Origin of the sequence: Yersinia hibernica, from assembly GCF_004124235.1 — a bacterium.
GTDB lineage: Bacteria > Pseudomonadota > Gammaproteobacteria > Enterobacterales > Enterobacteriaceae > Yersinia > Yersinia hibernica.
The window spans coordinates 2922592-2940074 of record NZ_CP032487.1; the positions used below are offsets into that span (position 1 = coordinate 2922592).

Here is a 17483-nt window from a genome sequence, read left to right on the forward strand (position 1 = left end):
ACGATAATTTATGGACGATACACTTTCACATTACTATACCCCTGCTCACGCAAATAAAGCGCCTGCAAACGGCTCATCACACCGCGGTCGCAATACAACAGGTAGGTTTTGCTCTGGTCTAAATCGGCAAATTGCGAACTCAGCTTATAGAAGGGTAGCGCCCGTATTTCAATACCATCCAGCTTGAGTGGCTTTTCATCCTGCTCATCTGGCGCGCGGATGTCCAGCAATACTTCGCTGTCCGTCAGTTCGGCGACGGTTTCAACTTCAACCAGCTGTTCACGACTTTGCTCGGCGATTTCACGGATGTCGACATTTTTAGCTTCACTGACCACCCGGTCCAGAATGGAGAAATCAAAGTGAGACTCTTCTTCTTCAATCTTGGCTTTAACCGCTTTCACTGTTGGGCTTTTGGAAATAACCCCGCAATATTCTGGCATGGTTTTCGCGAAATCTTCGGTGCCGATTTCCCGTGCCAAATTGATGATATGCTCTTTGTCGTGCGAAATCAGCGGGCGCAAGATAAGAGTGTCAGAGGCATTATCAATCAAGCGCAAGTTAGTCAGTGTCTGGCTGGACACTTGCCCCAGCGCTTCCCCGGTCACCAACGCCTGAACACCGTAACGTTCAGCAACCTGAGATGCAGCACGCACCATCATGCGTTTTAACACCACGCCCATCTGACCGTCTTCGATTTTTTCGAGGATTTCACCCACTACCGGCTCAAAATCGATAGCAACAAAACGCACCCGATGGGAACTGCCAAAACGATTCCACAAATAATGAGCGACTTGCTTCACGCCAATTTCATGGGCGGAGCCACCAAGATTGAAGAAACAATAATGCACCCGGCACCCCCGGCGCATCAGCATATAGCTGGAGACACCCGAGTCAAAACCACCGGAAATCAGGGATAAAACATCTTCCTGTGTACCAATCGGGAAGCCACCTAATCCCTCATGACGCGCTTTGATAAGTATCAGTTTGTCTTGATCAATCTCTAAATGCACAGTGACCTGCGGATGGGTCAGTTTCACTTTGGCACTTTCAATATGTTGATTCAGACCGCCACCGACGTACCGCTCAACATCACCAGAAGAAAATTCATGCTTACCACGGCGTTTCACCCGGACACAGAAAGTTTTCCCGACCAGTGTTTCACGGTAGGCTGCCAGCGTTTGCTCAAAGATATTGTGCATGTCGGTGTAGCTGCGGTCTTCCACTTCAAGAATATGGTGGATCCCCGGAACGCGGGTTAGCGCCTCACAAATCTGTGGGCCGAGATTGTCATCTTTGGTGCGGATTTCAATATGATCCCAATGACGAACAACCGCAAGAGTATCGTCCTCAAGGTTTTTCAATACGTTGCGGATATTGGTTGTGAGGATCTTAATAAAGCGCAATCGCACAGATTGACTCTTGATGGTGATTTCTGGGAACAATTTAATGATAAACTTCATGGCGGTCTTTAGTTGTCTGGTTATGGAGCGATGGCGTCGCTATTGATAGCAACAGTCAAAGGCGTTAGCGAAAACATGCAAGCCGTGGAGTATATCACTATATGCTGCGCTGCTGCGTACTAAAAACCAGACTTAAACGCCACGATTTCCCCTTCATTATCCGCTAGAATAGCAGGTAATAAACTTTTGACCTGAAAAGTTGCTTTCAGCAAGCAGGGAAACGTTTCGCACCATCAAGGTTACGTTTCATAAAAATACCGAGTCGAATAAAACTATGCCGAAAAAAGCCGCATCACCTGAAACAAAAGTCGCCAGCTTTGAGACATCGCTCAGTGAACTGGAACAGATAGTGACTCGCCTCGAGTCCGGTGAACTCCCGCTGGAAGAGGCGTTAAATGAATTTGAACGTGGCGTACAATTAGCACGTATTGGTCAACAGACTCTGCTGCAAGCCGAACAACGTGTTCAGGTTCTCCTGAGCGACGAAGTAGACGCGCCATTGGCCCCGTTCACGCCGGATGCTGAGTAGCCTTATGTCTAACACCCACTCCTCAGCTGATTTTAATCAGCAACTTGCCGCGCATCAGCAGCGAGTCAATCAGGCTCTGTTGGATTTCATCGCGCCACTGCCTTTTGCTAACAGTGAATTAGTCAACGCCATGCGCTATGGTGCCGTGCTAGGCGGCAAACGGCTGCGCCCTTATTTGGTCTACGCCACAGGCCAAATGTTCGGCTTATCACTGGCTAATCTGGATGCTCCTGCCGCCGCAATAGAGTGTATCCATGCCTATTCATTGATTCATGATGATTTGCCGGCGATGGATGATGACGATTTGCGCCGTGGTCAGCCCACTTGCCATGTGAAATTTGGCGAAGCCAATGCGATTTTAGCCGGTGACGCGCTGCAAACCTTGGCCTTCTCTATCTTGGCAGCAGCCCCGATGCCCGATGTGGCAGACCAAGACCGGCTGTCGATGATTGCAGAATTAGCCCATGCCAGCGGCGTGGCGGGCATGTGTGGCGGCCAAGCATTAGACCTGGCAGCAGAGGCACGCCAGATAACACTTGATGACCTCGAAAAAATTCACCGCCATAAAACGGGAGCATTAATCCGTGCCGCAGTTCGCCTTGGCGCGCTGGCCGCTGGCACCCCTGGGCGCGAAGCATTGCCATTACTTGACCGCTATGCAAATGCAATCGGCCTGGCCTTTCAGGTACAGGACGATATTTTAGACGTTATCGGTGATACCGCTACAATTGGTAAACGTCAGGGAGCCGACCAGCAGCACGGGAAAAGTACTTATCCGGCACTTTTGGGGCTAGATTGCGCTAAAACCAAAGCCATGGATTTGTATCAGGAAGCGCTTAGCGCCCTGCATGCGCTGTCGGAACAATCCTATAACATAGCGCCGCTACAGGCGTTAGCCTGTTTTATTATTGAGCGTGATAATTAAAAATATACTGGCAGTTCGTGAATGCCTACTTACCATTTTTGATATGAGCATCGAATGAGTCTTGATATAGCCAAATACCCGACATTGGCACTTGCACAGAATCCTGAAGAGCTGCGCATGTTGCCGAAAGAAAGTCTGCCGAAGTTATGTGATGAACTGCGGCAGTATTTGCTTGCCTCCGTCAGCCGCTCCAGTGGGCATTTTGCTTCTGGATTGGGCGTGGTCGAGCTCACTGTCGCGTTGCATTACGTCTACAACACCCCGTTTGATAGTCTGGTGTGGGACGTCGGCCATCAAGCTTATCCGCACAAGATATTGACCGGTCGTCGCGAGCAAATAGGTACCATTCGCCAAAAAGATGGCTTGCACCCTTTCCCGTGGCGTGGTGAAAGTGAATATGACGTGCTTTCTGTCGGCCATTCTTCAACTTCCATCAGCGCAGGTTTAGGGATGGCGGTGGCGGCGGAGCGTGAGGGCAAAGGGCGGCGTACCGTGTGTGTCATTGGTGACGGCGCTATTACTGCCGGCATGGCTTTCGAAGCCATGAATCATGCGGGTGACATTCATTCCGACATGCTGGTTATCCTTAACGATAACGAAATGTCCATCTCAGAAAACGTAGGCGGCCTGAATAATCATTTGGCCCAGTTATTATCTGGCAAACTCTACGCCAGCCTGCGCGAAGGGGGTAAAAAGGCATTTTCGGGTTTACCGCCAATTAAGGATTTACTCAAGCGCACTGAAGAACACCTGAAAGGCATGGTGGTGCCAAGTACTTTATTTGAAGAGTTAGGTTTTAATTACATCGGCCCGGTAGATGGCCATGACGTGCAGGCGTTGACACAAACATTGAAAAACATGCGCAGCCTGAAAGGGCCGCAACTGTTGCATATCATGACCAAAAAGGGCAAAGGCTACGCCCCCGCTGAACAAGATCCCATCGGCTGGCATGCAGTACCCAAGTTTGATCCGGCCTCCGGCACGTTGCCGAAAAGTCAGGGAAGTTTACCCACTTATTCTAAAATCTTTGGTGAATGGTTATGTGAAACTGCCGCCAAAGATAGCCAGTTAATGGCGGTGACTCCCGCAATGCGCGAAGGCTCGGGGATGGTGCGCTTCTCGCGTGAATATCCGCAGCAGTATTTTGATGTCGCGATTGCTGAGCAACATGCTGTGACTTTCGCCGCGGGTCTGGCTATTGGTGGTTACAAACCGATTGTCGCCATCTATTCAACTTTCCTGCAACGAGCTTATGACCAGTTAATTCACGATGTGGCGATTCAAAATCTGCCGGTATTATTCGCCATTGACCGTGGCGGTTTAGTGGGTGCCGATGGGCAAACCCACCAAGGCGCATTTGATCTTTCATTCATGCGCTGCATCCCTAACATGGTCATCATGACCCCGAGTGATGAAAACGAGTGCCGCCAAATGCTGCACACTGGCTATCATCACAATGGGCCGGCGGCAGTGCGTTACCCGCGCGGCAATGGTACCGGGGCTGTGTTAACGCCATTAGAAATACTGCCCATTGGGAAAGGGATTGTGCGCCGTGCAGGTGAAAAAGTGGCCATATTATGCTTTGGGACATTACTCGCTCAGGCACAAATTGTGGCCGACAACCTGAATGCTACCTTGGTGGATATGCGCTTCGTTAAGCCGCTGGATGAAGAGTTGATATTAGAAATAGCGGCCAGCCACGACATATTGGTGACTGTGGAAGAAAACGCCATTATGGGTGGTGCTGGCAGCGGTGTGAATGAGTTGCTGATGGCCAAACGCCAATTAGTGCCAGTGTTGAATCTGGGTTTACCAGACCACTTTGTGCCACAAGGTGAACAAGATGAAATGCGCGCCGAATTTGGTCTAGATGCCGCCGGTATACAGCGCCAAATTACCGCCTGGCTGCAATAATAAGTCGGTTTAGGGCATAACCACGCGGTTATGCCTTTGTTCTAATGGCTATTTAATAAAATAAATCTACTGGCCAATAATGCCCGAGAACAAAAATAATCGCAGCAGCAACTACCCCGGCGATAATGTCATCAACCATGATTCCCATGCCGCCGTGAACATTGCGATCAAACCAGCGGATTGGCCAGGGCTTCCAGATATCAAAGATACGAAATACCACAAAACCTGCGGCGACCCATTGCCAATCATTGACGGGTAATGCCATCAAGGTAATCCACATACCAACAAATTCATCCCAGACGATACTTCCATGGTCATGAACTTGCATATCTTTCGCGGTGCGATGACAAATATAGACACCAATACAGATGCTAAACATCACAAACAGAGAATAAAGTTGCCAAGGTAACTGAATCAATAACAGCCAGAAAGGAATGGCAGCCAGCGACCCCATGGTGCCCGGAGCCCATGGCGATAACCCACTACCAAAACCCGTCGCCAACAAGTGCCACGGGTTAGATAACCGCAGACGACGTTTAGCTTCATCCATGCGATTTACCTGCTGAGAAATGGTCAAAACCTTGTAAATTCATCTCAACCGCCTTACCCTCATGGAAAAATTTCACCCCTTCAGATTGCGGGCCAATTTGACCAATACAGGTGTAACCTGCCCCGGTATGGCTCAATGCCACTTTCAGTGCGCCGCGGTTTATCTCCGGTACGGTAAAGCATAATTCATAGTCTTCACCCCCACTCAGTGCCCAGCGCAAAGCTTGATCTGCATCTACCTGATTTTTTAGAGCATCAGAATAGGGTAAAGCATCCAGCTCAATACGCGCACCACAGTGACTGGCTTTCAGAATATGTTGTAGATCAGAAATCAGGCCGTCCGAGATATCAATAGCGGAACTTGCCAGATCGCGTAAAGCCTGCCCCTGCAAGACGCGAGGCTGCGGCCGCAAATGGCGGTGAATCAGTGCAGCGCGATCCTGTTCATCATCAACCCGCAGCTCATTTTGCAAGATGGCTAAACCAGCAGCGCTGTCCCCCAATGTACCGGTAACATAAATCCAGTCACCAATCCGGGCTCCTGCTCGCGTCAATGCGCGCCCTTCCGGGACTAAACCTTGAATGGTCAGGGTCAGACTCAGCGGCCCACGCGTGGTGTCACCACCAATCAATTGCATGCCGTAATAATTGAGCTGATCAAACAAGCTATCACTGAATGATTGTAACCAGTCTTCATTAACGCCAGGTAGGGTCAGAGCCAGAGATAGCCAGGCAGGATCGGCCCCCATCGCGGCTAAATCGCTGAGGTTTACCGCTAAAGATTTGTATCCGAGATCGGCCGGATCAATATCCGGTAGGAAATGAACACCAGACACCAGTGTATCTGTACTGATGGCCAACAGCTGTTTCTCTGCCACGGTAAGAAGTGCGCAGTCGTCTCCAATACCCAGCTCTACATCCCGGCGATTACTTCTAAACCGGTCAAAGTAGCGGGCAATGAGGTCAAATTCGCCACATGCCATAATACAATTCCAGAAATGTTAACTGATCAATAAATTAAGGCCGGAAACCGGCCCCAATTCAAGTCATTAATGCAACGAATTATTTTCGTTTACGTACCGTCGGAGCCACTTTATCTAACACTCCGTTGACGAACTTATGGCTATCTGCCGCGCCGAACGTTTTGGCCAGTTCGATAGCTTCATTGATTGCCACTTTATAAGGGACATCATCACGTTTGCTCAGTTCAAACAGTGCAATACGCAGAACTGCTCTTTCAACCTGACCTAATTCTTCGAGCTGGCGGGAAAGAACAGGCGCCATTAGCGCATCCAGAGATGCGGCGTTAACAGCCACCCCGGACAGCAATTCGCGAAAATAGGCGATGTCTACATCTTTGACATCCTGCTCCGACAGGAACTGTAATTCAACATCAGCGATGTCGTTTTTAGACAACTGCCAAGAGTAGAGCGCTTGAACAGCGCACTCACGAGCGCGGCGACGAGCAGCAGGTTTCACGGAATTCCCCTTAACTTAACTAAATTCAGCCTTTAATGGCTTTGATGACATTAATCATTTCAAGCGCGGTCAGGGCAGCTTCGGCCCCTTTATTACCCGCTTTAGTGCCGGCACGCTCAATGGCCTGCTCGATACTTTCTGTGGTCAGCACACCGAAAGCTACCGGGATATCGCTGTTCATGGCGACACTTGATAAACCAGAACTCGCTTCACCAGCAACATATTCAAAGTGCGCGGTACCCCCGCGGATAACCGTACCCAGCGCAATTACCGCATCGTAACGATTTGTTTTTGCTAACACATTAGCCACCAGCGGCAATTCATAAGCACCCGGCACCCAAACAACCGTAATGTTGTCATCAGCAACCTGGCCAATACGCTTTAGGGCATCAATTGCACCCTCCAGCAGGCTGTCGTTGATAAAGTTGTTAAAACGCGCAATTGCAATCGCCACGCGGGCATTAGGAGTAGCAACAACACCTTCGATAACGTTCATAGCTTTCCTCAATATGGGTTCATACCCCGCAGGGGGGCGGATTCTATCATATTCTTTCACGCCCCGCCCCTGCGCATTTGTAAAACGCTGGCAAGACTATGATTAGCAGAGGGAATCCCTGCTGGATAATTTTCGTTAATACTTCGGTTTTAAGCGCAGACGCAAATCCGGCCCCACCCGACGGACGTCGGTGAAGTCAAACTCTGGGGCATCACTGAGCTCTGTTAGCCCAGCCAACTGGCATAACCCACGTGCATCGCTGCCTAACAATTTGGGCGCAATATAAAGAATGAGTTCATCAACGACACCGGCCTGCAACAAAGCGCCGGCAAGTTGTGGCCCTGCTTCGACCCAAACAGAATTAATTTGCCGCTTGCCCAGCTGCATCATCAATAAGACTAAATCCACGCCATTACCGTGACGGGGCAACAATAATTGCTCGATATTATCAGGCCATAACTTCTCATCTGACGCCACTCGAGCCAGCCAGCATGGGCCATCTTGCTGTATTACTTTATGCGTAGGCAAAACGCGGTTATGGCTATCAAGTATAATTCGTGTTGGCTGGCGTAGCCTGTCTTGAGGATACAGCGCTTGGGTTTTCGCATCTAACTCCTGCCAGCGCACGGTCAGCGAAGGATCGTCGGCCAAAACAGTGGCGCTGGTGCTAAGGATTGCGGAGCTTTCAGCGCGAAAGCGCTGCACATCCTGGCGCGCCTGGGGCGAAGTTATCCATTGGCTTTCGCCGGAGGCCATTGCCGTGCGGCCATCCAAAGATGCCGCCATTTTCAGTTGCAAATAAGGAAAGCCAGTGCGCATCCGCTTTAAAAAACCAAGATTAACCGCTTCGGCTTCTGCCAGCATCAAACCACTCTCTACAGTGACGCCCGCTTGCTTCAATTTATATAAACCGCGCCCGGCGACCTGAGGATTGGGGTCCTGCATCGCAGCCACCACACGCTTGACTCCCGCGGCCAGCAAAGCATCGGCGCAAGGCGGCGTGCGCCCATGGTGACTGCAAGGTTCCAGAGTGACATAAGCGGTCGCGCCATGTGCTTTCTCACCCGCCATCCTTAAAGCATGCACCTCTGCATGAGGTTCCCCGGCTCGCAGGTGATAACCCTCGCCAACAATCTCACCGTCACGCACCAGGACACACCCGACATTAGGGTTCGGTGGTGTGGTAAAACGCCCCAATCGCGCCAATTCAAAGGCTCGCGCCATATAAAACTCATCGGGCTGCATGGCTTTCCTTTCTTTTATGCTGTGACAATTAGCACCGTGCTAGCGGCGTAGCAATTTTACTCGCTAATCTTGCAAGCGGGCGATTTCTTCGCCAAATTCGCGAATATCTTCAAAACTGCGATAGACCGAGGCAAAGCGGATATAAGCCACTTTATCCAAGCGTTTCAATGCTTCCATCACCAAATTGCCGACCATCTTGGTCGGCACTTCACGTTCACCTGTGGCGCGTAATTGAGATTTGATGTGGCTGATGGCAGTTTCGACATCATCCGAGCTAACCGGGCGTTTTTCGAGTGCTTTAAGCATGCCACGCCGTAATTTTTCTTCATTGAAGGGTTCGCGCACATCATCACTTTTAATGACGCGCGGCAGCACCAATTCAGCCACTTCGAAAGTAGTAAAACGTTCATTACAATCTAAACACTGGCGGCGACGGCGCACTTGCGAACCATCGCTCACCAGACGGGAGTCAATGACTTTGGTATCCACAGCGGCACAAAACGGGCAATGCATAGCGCTTCCTGATGGGTGAACTTAAACTTAGTTATAGTTTACCGCGAACTGCCGCGACAACAAAGGGCGGAAGCGGCAGTTTATGTCGATCAACTATGACGAAAGCTTCGGCTCATCGGATTTAGACTCAAGGGGCTTCAACCATTCCTTTTGCAGTTCTAACCAAACTTTACGATCCGGCGATAACACATTGAGAGGGTCAAAAGGATATTGAACCGGCGTACCCTGAACTAACAAATGAGAAACCAATTCATAAAGCCATGAGGATTTCATCACATTATCGTAGTTTGGTTTTTTACTTAATTCAGTTATTAATCGATTCAATTCTGACAGATTATTTTCAAGCTGCGTTTTTTTATCCTGCTTCTCTTTAGAGATTGCCGGGAATAGAAAAGCGGAGATAGCATTTGCTAGCCGCGTCCAAATATTTTCTAGCGGATACAACAACTCACTTCTTGCCGTATTTATCATATCTCGTACATCAGGAATTATCTTATTTTCAAGATGATTTAATTTATCAAATGTAGATGGTAGCAAATCCAAATTTGAGTTTATCGCCTCAATATAGGCTCTATTTTTATTATTTAACCGCTCAAGTTGAAGTTTGAATTCATTCAATTCATCATTATTCAATACAACGCCTTCAGGTATGATATTTTTAAGCTTGCCAACATCCGCCACTTTTTCAGTTTTAGAGAATTCAGTGTTGTACATTGATACCAAAGCATAAGTTACCCTATGAAGATCTTCCAACGCGATAAATTCTTCATTTGCGTTTTTTATCGCTTCCTTTGTTTTATTAATAATAGTTTCTTTCTCTTTTTCAGTTCCCAAACCCTCCAAAAATTGGGCTTTTATTTTAATTTCGTGTTGTCTAACCCCCTGTTCAACCGCAGATGGTGTCAATGCAGCTTCTGAGTCAGAAAAATATTTATGGACCAACTTATAACATTTTTCTGATTGAGTAATTAAACGATACTCTTTACCAATCACTGAATTTTCGTCTCTAATCAATGCACTTAAATTATCAATAAATACTTTATTTCTGTCTGTCCCCTTACTTTTATCAAGGTAGGCATTAACATTATCGATAACATTATCAATATTAGGGCTTTTTGTTATTTTTCCTATACATTTACTTATCTTTGATTTTTTATCAAAATATATTTTACTAAATTCCTGTATTATTTCCACTTTAATGTCATTCAATAAATTACTGTTTTTTTCGTTATCAATTACTTGAGGTGAATGGAATGACGAATTAATATTCGCAATAACAATTTTGGCAAGCAAACACATCAATAACCCCTTATTTTTTAATGGAATATTCATACATGATATAGAACATCTCTTATGAACATTATTAAATAATTGAGGAATTAACTATCAAATCAATGCTATAACTTCCAGAATACATCAGCTTAATGATCTTTTATTCTTATTAATTAGAACTTGTAAGTTTAAATAAAATAACAGTTACATCAATAATAACTATATTAATTGAGATAATAGCAAAGAACAACGTAACAATGCTATTTCATAGGGAATCTAACGCAACCAATCAGCAATAAAAAAGCCCTGATACCGCTTTAACGGTGTCAGGGCTTCGTGCGTATTACCGCTTTACACTATCACGGCAGGATCGAAGGCTGATCAGCACCCTCTTTCTCAACTTTCTGCTGCAGCATATGCTCACGTTTCATGCCCAGTTTCAACGCCAACGCGGACGCAACGTAGATGGATGAAACAGTACCGATGGAAACACCGATAAGCATCGTCAATGAGAAGCCTTGCAGCATCGCACCGCCGAAGATAAACAGCATCAATACCACCATCAGCGTAGTTGCTGAAGTCATGATAGTACGACTTAAAGTCTGGGTCAGAGACACGTTCATGACTTCGTAAGGCGTGCCGCGGCGAATCTTGCGGAAGTTTTCACGAATACGGTCTGATACCACGATACTGTCGTTAAGTGAGTAACCGATAACCGACATCAATGACGCGATGATGGTTAAATCAATCTCAATATGGAATAACGACAAGATCCCCATGGTAATAACCACGTCATGCGCCAGAGCGATAACCGCCCCCAATGCCAGACGCCATTCAAAACGGAAACCGACATAGACCAGAATACACAGTAATGCGACCAGCAGCGCCATACCACCCGCCTGGGCTAAATCACTGCCCACACTTGGCCCAACGAATTCAATACGTTTTACTGATGCATTCTTATCAACTGACTCATTGATCACGGAAATGACTTTGTTGCCCAACTCCTGCCCGGCTGTTCCGGTGGCGGGTGGCATACGTACCATCACATCACGGGTGCTACCAAAGTTTTGCAGGATTGGCGATTCAAAACCCGCCGCTTCCAAAGTATCACGCAGTTGATCCATATCCGCAGGTTTTTCCAAGCTAATTTCAATCACCGTACCACCGGTGAAATCCAGACCCCAGTTAAACCCTTTAGTCGCCATCACCACAACGGATGCCACTAACAACAGCAGTGAGACGCCGAAAGCAACGTAATCCCAGCGCATAAAGTCATAGACTTTACGGCCATAGTTCAGTTGTTCAACAGTATAATCCTGTGCCACAACGTACTCCTCAAATAGACAGCTTGTTAATGCGCTTGCCGCCGTAAAGCAGGTTGACGATGGCACGAGTACCGACTATTGCAGTGAACATTGATGTCGCGACACCAATAGCTGTTGTAATCGCAAAGCCTTTAATCGAACCGGTCCCCACAGCGTAAAGAATAATGGCTGTGATGAGTGTCGTTACGTTCGCATCGACGATACTTGAGAAGGCACCTTTGTACCCCTCATGAATCGCTTGCTGTATCGTCCGCCCGTTTCTGTACTCTTCTTTTATTCGCTCGTTAATCAGTACGTTAGCATCAACTGCTACCGCCAGCGTCAATACTATCCCGGCAATACCCGGCATAGTTAATGTCGCCCCCGGTAATAGAGACATAACGCCCACGATCAACACCAAGTTAGCCAACAGTGCGGTACTGGCAATCACACCAAATTTACGGTAGTAAATCACCATAAACAGGATAGAAACTGCCAAGCCCCATAAGCAGGCTTCCAAACCTTGAGTAATGTTCTGGGAACCCAAAGTTGGCCCGATAGTGCGCTCTTCCACAATCTGGATTGGAGCAATCAATGCACCCGCACGCAGCAGCAGAGAAAGCTGACGAGCTTCGGCTGGGTTATCAATGCCGGTAATGCGGAAACTGTTACCTAAGCGCGACTGGATGGTCGCCACGTTGATAACTTCTTCCTGCTTAACCAGAACAGCCCGGCCGTTGGCATCTTTTTTACCACTGTCTTTGTATTCTACAAACAAAGTCGCCATCGGCTTGCCGATATTGTCTTTGGTAAAATTAGACATCACAGAACCACCGGCACTATCGAGCGAAATATTAACTTGAGCTTGGTTATATTCGTCGGTGCTAGAGGTTGAATCGGTAATATGGTCACCGGTCAGAATAACACGCTTGTACAAGACAACCGGGCGACCTTCACGGGTATTTTTGACTTCTGAATCGCCAGGCACACGACCAGAGGCAGCGACAGAAGCATCAACATTACTGTTTACCAGGCGGAATTCCAGAGTTGCAGTCGCACCAAGGATCTCTTTGGCTCGGGCTGTATCCTGAATACCGGGTAACTCAACCACTATACGATCTGACCCTTGGCGCTGAACCAATGGCTCGGCTACACCTAATTGGTTAACCCGGTTACGCAGAATCGTAATGTTTTGTTGAACCGCATATTCGCGCGCTTCCCGCAGACGGTCATCGCTCATCACAGCCTTTAACGTATTGCTGCCATTGGAGCCGATCACCAAATCACGGTGGCGAGGAGAAAGGTAGCTGATGGCATCATCGCGAGTTTTGTCGTCACGAAAACGCACTTCAACACCATAATTATCGAGTTTACGTACCGTTGCATACGGGATATTTTTCTCACGCAAATCACTGCGCAGGGTATCCATCGTTTGCTCTTGCAGCTTGCCAAGCGCAGTATCCATGTCCACTTCCATCAAGAAGTGCACACCACCACGCAAGTCAAGGCCAAGTTTCATCGGCTCTGCACCCAGTTTAGCCAGCCACGAAGGCGTTGCTGGAGCTAGGTTCAGGGCGATTACGTATTGGTCCCCCAGCGCAGCCATCAGTGCCTCACGGGCGCGTAGCTGGACGTCGGGATCTTTAAAGCGAGCCAGGATTGCACCGTTTTCCAGCGCAATAGACTTGCTCGCTATGTTGTCTTTTTCTAAAACGTCACGGACTTGGACCAGCGTTGTTTCACTGGCGGCGATTCCTCGCGCACCAGTGATTTGAACAGCCGGATCCTCACCATAAAGGTTGGGAAGTGCATATAGCAGACCGACGAAGATCACGACGATCAGCATCAGATACTTCCACAAAGGATAACGGTTTAACACGGCAATTCCCTTCGGGAAAATCGAAAATTACAGAGCTTTCATTGTACCTTTCGGTAAAACGGCAGCCACGAAGTCACGTTTGATCATCACTTCAGTGGTGTCGTTCAGCGCGATGACGATATAACCTGTTTCCGCAACTTTAGTGACACGACCAAGTAAACCACCGGTGGTCAACACTTCATCACCTTTACCAATAGAATCCATCAGCTTTTTGTGTTCTTTGGCACGTTTTTGCTGTGGACGCAGGATCATGAAGTAGAAAATCAGACCAAATACCACCAGCATAATCACTAGGGAGTACGGGCTGCTCTGAGCCGGAGCTCCAGCGGATGCGACAGCATCAGAAATGAAAAGACTCATTAAAATTCCCTCATTGTTATCAAAATCAGTAGTGTGAAATCAGTGCGATAAAACAGAAACGCTAAATCGTAACTGTTAGATCGACAAATACAAAGGTAATAATTTTAAAATCAAACGCTTAATTGTGGAGATAGTGGCGGAACTGGTTTCCCTATCCGGCCATAGAAATCTTCAACGAAGCGCTCTAATTTACCCTCTTCAATAGCCTGACGTAAACCCGCCATTAAGCGTTGGTAGTAACGCAGGTTATGAATGGTATTCAGCCGCGCACCCAGTATTTCGTTGCAACGGTCGAGATGATGCAAGTAGGCACGGCTATAATTGCGACAAGTGTAGCAATCACAATGCTCGTCCAGCGTTGCAGTATCACTCTTATGCTTGGCATTACGGATTTTTACCACCCCGTCAGTGACAAACAAATGACCATTACGGGCATTGCGCGTTGGCATAACACAGTCAAACATGTCGATACCACGACGTACACCCTCGACCAAATCTTCCGGTTTCCCCACGCCCATTAAATAACGTGGTTTATCCGCGGGGATCTGCGGGCAAACATGCTCCAGAATGCGGTGCATATCTTCTTTTGGCTCACCTACTGCCAGGCCGCCCACAGCGTAACCATCAAAACCAATCTCTACCAGCCCTTTTACGGACACATCACGTAAATCTTCGTAAACACCGCCCTGAATAATGCCGAACAATGCATTTTTATTGTTCAGTTCATCAAAACGTTGGCGGCTACGTGCAGCCCAGCGCAATGACATTTCCATTGAACGCTTAGCATAATCCCAGTCTGCTGGGTATGGGGTGCACTCGTCGAAAATCATGACGATATCAGAACCGAGATCGTACTGAATTTCCATCGACTTTTCCGGACTAAGAAAAACTTTATCGCCATTGATCGGATTTTGGAACGTCACCCCTTCTTCTTTGATTTTGCGCATTGCCCCCAAACTGAATACCTGGAAACCGCCGGAGTCCGTCAGAATGGGGCCGTGCCATTGCATAAAATCATGCAAGTCGCCGTGCAACTTCATGATTTCTTGGCCTGGGCGCAACCACAGGTGGAAAGTGTTCCCCAGCAAGATCTGTGCACCGGTTTCTTTGACTTCTTCCGGTGTCATCCCTTTGACGGTGCCGTAAGTGCCGACCGGCATAAATGCCGGGGTCTCTACAACACCGCGTTCAAATACCAGGCGACCACGACGGGCGCGGCCATCCGTTTGTTGTAATTCGTACTTCACATAACCTCCAGCATCAGAGAAACAGTCTGGTGCGTGATTAAAAGGAGCGCATGATAGCAACTGATTCACCCGCGACACAAGCCAGCCAGCTCAAGTAGCACTTATCGTTATATGCATTATTCTATAATTTTGTGTGCCACTTTATTGATAATACTTAGTCGTCTTGCTGGATGGCATTAGCAGCGCGACATAGGCCGATATCGCCATAAAAAGTCATGCTTGAACTATACTTTTAATGAATCTGTGACACCGCAGATAGCCACCTATCCACCGACCTATTTTCATTATCCCTGCTGATAATACGGGGCAAAAAATGACAAAAAAACCGAATATCCTATTAGTACACGGCGCATGGGGCGACGGCTCTCACTGGCGTCATGTTATTCCTACGCTGCACAACAAAGATTATCCGGTATATGCAGTACAAAACCCACTGACATCGTTGGCGGATGACGTGGACCGAACAAGAAAGCTGGCAGCTTCATTGGCAGGCCCCACCATTTTGGTTGGTCATTCCTATGGGGGGATGGTTATTTCCCAACTTGGTGATTTACCTCATGTTGTTGGGCTGGTCTTTGTTGCCGCTTTTGCGCCGGATAAAGGCGAAAGTCTTGGCAGTATTTTCCAACTACGCGAGCCCCCTTCGGGGGCGGCCAATCTTGTTCCCGATGCGGATGGTTTTCTTTGGATTAAGCGGGACAAATTCCACGAAAGTTTCTGTCACGACTTAGACAAAAACGAAGCCATCATTATGACTGCCGCGCAAAAACCTACCTCAGGTCGTTGCTTTGAAGACACCTCGGCAGAACCGGCCTGGAAAACCATACCCAGTTGGTATCAGATTTCCAATCAGGACCATATGATACCGCCAGAAACTCAGCAGTGGTTTACAGAGCGGATGAAACCGAAGAAAACCATTCGTCTGGACTCCAGCCACGCCTCTTTGGCTTCCCATCCCAATGAAATCATTGCCTTGATTGAAGAAGCGGCCAAAGGCCATTAACCCACATTTACCCCGGAGACAGATGCAGCCTGGCTCCGGGTATTTCAGGGGGTAATCACCTATGCGGATTTAGGGGATATAATTCCCAGCAAAAAGGTCGGCATAAGGCTACTGATTACCCGCTTCCTCTTGGGATATCATTTCTGTGCTTGCCTGTGGATTACGGCTGATGAACATCGCATCGCCGTAACTGAAAAAGCGATATTGTTCTGCCACTGCCTGCTGATAAGCATTCATGGTATTTTTATAACCAGCGAAAGCAGAAACCAACATTATTAATGTTGATTCAGGTAAATGGAAGTTGGTTATTAATGCATCCACCACCTGATAGTGATAACCCGGATAAATAAAAATGCGAGTATCGCCAAAGAAGGGGGCAATCAGGCCGTCATCAGTGGCGTTAGCCGCACTTTCCAATGACCGGACTGATGTTGTGCCCACAGCAACAACGCGGTTGCCACGGGCTTTACAGGCCAATACTGCATCAACGACTTCTTGAGGCACTTCCGCATACTCAGAATGCATGATGTGGTCTTCAATGGTATCGACCCGCACCGGCTGGAATGTCCCTGCGCCAACATGCAAAGTCACAAAAGCCATCTCAATGCCTTTGTCCCGCAATGCCGCCAACATCGGCTCATCAAAATGCAACCCGGCAGTTGGGGCGGCTACCGCGCCTGGGCGCTGACTGTATACCGTTTGATATAACTCACGGTCAGCATCTTCATCAGGACGATCAATATAAGGAGGCAAAGGCATATGACCGACAGCATTCAAAATAGTCAAAACATCGCGCTCATCGTCAAAACGCAATTCAAACAGCGTGTCATGACGTGCCAACATGGTGGCCTGAATGCTCTCATCGTCGCCTAACAGCAACTCAGCACCCGGCTTGGGGGCTTTCGACGCTTTGACGTGAGCCAGAACACGGTGGTCATCCAACACGCGCTCCACTAATACTTCAAGTTTGCCGCCACTGGCTTTACGACCAAATAAACGCGCCGGAATAACCCGCGTGTTATTGAACACCAACAGATCACCGGGCACTAGCTTATCCAGCAAATCAGTGAAAATACCGTGCGTTAATGTTCCCGTCGGGCCATCCAGCGACAATAAGCGGCAACCGCTCCGCTGGGGCTGAGGATAATGGGCAATCAGAGATTCCGGGAGCTCAAAAGAAAAATCGGCAACACGCATGGTTTTCCACTTTATATCAGGACAGACCCGACCACCGAAAATGGTGGCCCGGTTCGCAAAAAATAGGCCGTTAGTCTAGAGCCCTCAAGGGCAGGCTGCAACTTAAAG

At 48.1% G+C, this 17483-nt stretch carries 17 protein-coding genes; 4 read left to right on the plus strand and 13 right to left on the minus strand.

Annotation, left to right across the window (positions count from 1 at the left end):
• Positions 1-8: 8 nt before the first annotated feature.
• Entirely contained in the window at positions 9-1460 is a 1452-nt protein-coding gene (gene thiI / locus D5F51_RS13830) for a tRNA uracil 4-sulfurtransferase ThiI (protein ID WP_129197362.1), read from the minus strand.
• Between the two features lie 274 nt (positions 1461-1734).
• Between thiI and xseB the strand changes: the two genes are divergently transcribed.
• The 3 genes from xseB to dxs are packed head-to-tail and all read left to right on the plus strand — an operon-like array spanning position 1735 to position 4828.
• Positions 1735-1989 (plus strand): exodeoxyribonuclease VII small subunit, encoded by a 255-nt coding sequence (xseB, locus tag D5F51_RS13835; RefSeq protein WP_025377405.1) that lies wholly within the window; start codon positions 1735-1737, stop codon positions 1987-1989.
• A gap of 4 nt (positions 1990-1993) precedes the next feature.
• Positions 1994-2914 carry a (2E,6E)-farnesyl diphosphate synthase gene (ispA, locus tag D5F51_RS13840; RefSeq protein ID WP_025377404.1) on the plus strand — a complete coding sequence of 307 codons (921 nt, stop codon included), beginning with the start codon at positions 1994-1996 and terminating at the stop codon, positions 2912-2914.
• Between the two features lie 54 nt (positions 2915-2968).
• Positions 2969-4828: a 1-deoxy-D-xylulose-5-phosphate synthase gene (gene dxs / locus D5F51_RS13845; RefSeq protein WP_129197364.1), complete on the plus strand. Its 1860-nt coding sequence runs from the start codon at positions 2969-2971 to the stop codon at positions 4826-4828.
• 52 nt (positions 4829-4880) lie between these two features.
• On the opposite strand, the gene pgpA is transcribed toward dxs, so the two are convergent.
• The 11 genes from pgpA to tgt all read right to left on the minus strand — a co-directional run bounded on the left by pgpA (position 4881) and on the right by tgt (position 15175).
• Complete coding sequence (pgpA, locus tag D5F51_RS13850; RefSeq protein WP_025377402.1) at positions 4881-5378, minus strand: phosphatidylglycerophosphatase A; 498 nt, start codon at positions 5376-5378, stop codon at positions 4881-4883.
• Positions 5371-6360: a thiamine-phosphate kinase gene (gene thiL, locus D5F51_RS13855; protein WP_025377401.1), complete on the minus strand. Its 990-nt coding sequence runs from the start codon at positions 6358-6360 to the stop codon at positions 5371-5373. Before thiL ends, pgpA begins: the two co-directional genes overlap by 8 nt.
• A 79-nt stretch (positions 6361-6439) precedes the next feature.
• On the minus strand, positions 6440-6856 hold the full coding sequence (gene nusB / locus D5F51_RS13860; protein ID WP_005166503.1) for a transcription antitermination factor NusB: 417 nt from the start codon (positions 6854-6856) through the stop codon (positions 6440-6442).
• A 25-nt stretch (positions 6857-6881) separates the two neighbouring features.
• Complete coding sequence (ribH, locus tag D5F51_RS13865; protein ID WP_025377400.1) at positions 6882-7352, minus strand: 6,7-dimethyl-8-ribityllumazine synthase; 471 nt, start codon at positions 7350-7352, stop codon at positions 6882-6884.
• Between the two features lie 135 nt (positions 7353-7487).
• Positions 7488-8597, minus strand: a complete 1110-nt coding sequence (gene ribD / locus D5F51_RS13870) for a bifunctional diaminohydroxyphosphoribosylaminopyrimidine deaminase/5-amino-6-(5-phosphoribosylamino)uracil reductase RibD (protein WP_025377399.1) — start codon at positions 8595-8597, stop codon at positions 7488-7490.
• A 63-nt stretch (positions 8598-8660) separates the two neighbouring features.
• Positions 8661-9110 (minus strand): transcriptional regulator NrdR, encoded by a 450-nt coding sequence (gene nrdR / locus D5F51_RS13875; RefSeq protein WP_004716459.1) that lies wholly within the window; start codon positions 9108-9110, stop codon positions 8661-8663.
• Positions 9111-9203: 93 nt separating this feature from the next.
• Positions 9204-10442 (minus strand): hypothetical protein, encoded by a 1239-nt coding sequence (locus D5F51_RS13880; RefSeq protein ID WP_129197366.1) that lies wholly within the window; start codon positions 10440-10442, stop codon positions 9204-9206.
• A 299-nt stretch (positions 10443-10741) separates the two neighbouring features.
• Positions 10742-11710: a protein translocase subunit SecF gene (gene secF, locus D5F51_RS13885; protein WP_129197368.1), complete on the minus strand. Its 969-nt coding sequence runs from the start codon at positions 11708-11710 to the stop codon at positions 10742-10744.
• Positions 11711-11720: 10 nt separating this feature from the next.
• Entirely contained in the window at positions 11721-13568 is a 1848-nt protein-coding gene (gene secD, locus D5F51_RS13890) for a protein translocase subunit SecD (RefSeq protein WP_025377396.1), read from the minus strand.
• Between the two features lie 27 nt (positions 13569-13595).
• Entirely contained in the window at positions 13596-13928 is a 333-nt protein-coding gene (gene yajC, locus D5F51_RS13895) for a preprotein translocase subunit YajC (RefSeq protein ID WP_005166605.1), read from the minus strand.
• A 110-nt stretch (positions 13929-14038) separates the two neighbouring features.
• Positions 14039-15175 (minus strand): tRNA guanosine(34) transglycosylase Tgt, encoded by a 1137-nt coding sequence (gene tgt / locus D5F51_RS13900; protein WP_025377395.1) that lies wholly within the window; start codon positions 15173-15175, stop codon positions 14039-14041.
• A gap of 313 nt (positions 15176-15488) precedes the next feature.
• Between tgt and D5F51_RS13905 the strand changes: the two genes are divergently transcribed.
• The gene (locus D5F51_RS13905; RefSeq protein WP_087769385.1) at positions 15489-16178 is read left to right on the plus strand and encodes an alpha/beta hydrolase; all 690 of its coding nucleotides are present in this window, start codon (positions 15489-15491) and stop codon (positions 16176-16178) included.
• Positions 16179-16286: 108 nt separating this feature from the next.
• Here D5F51_RS13905 and queA read toward each other — a convergent pair whose 3' ends face one another.
• The gene (queA, locus tag D5F51_RS13910) at positions 16287-17375 is read right to left on the minus strand and encodes a tRNA preQ1(34) S-adenosylmethionine ribosyltransferase-isomerase QueA (protein WP_129197370.1); all 1089 of its coding nucleotides are present in this window, start codon (positions 17373-17375) and stop codon (positions 16287-16289) included.
• Between the last annotated feature and the right edge of the window lie 108 nt (positions 17376-17483).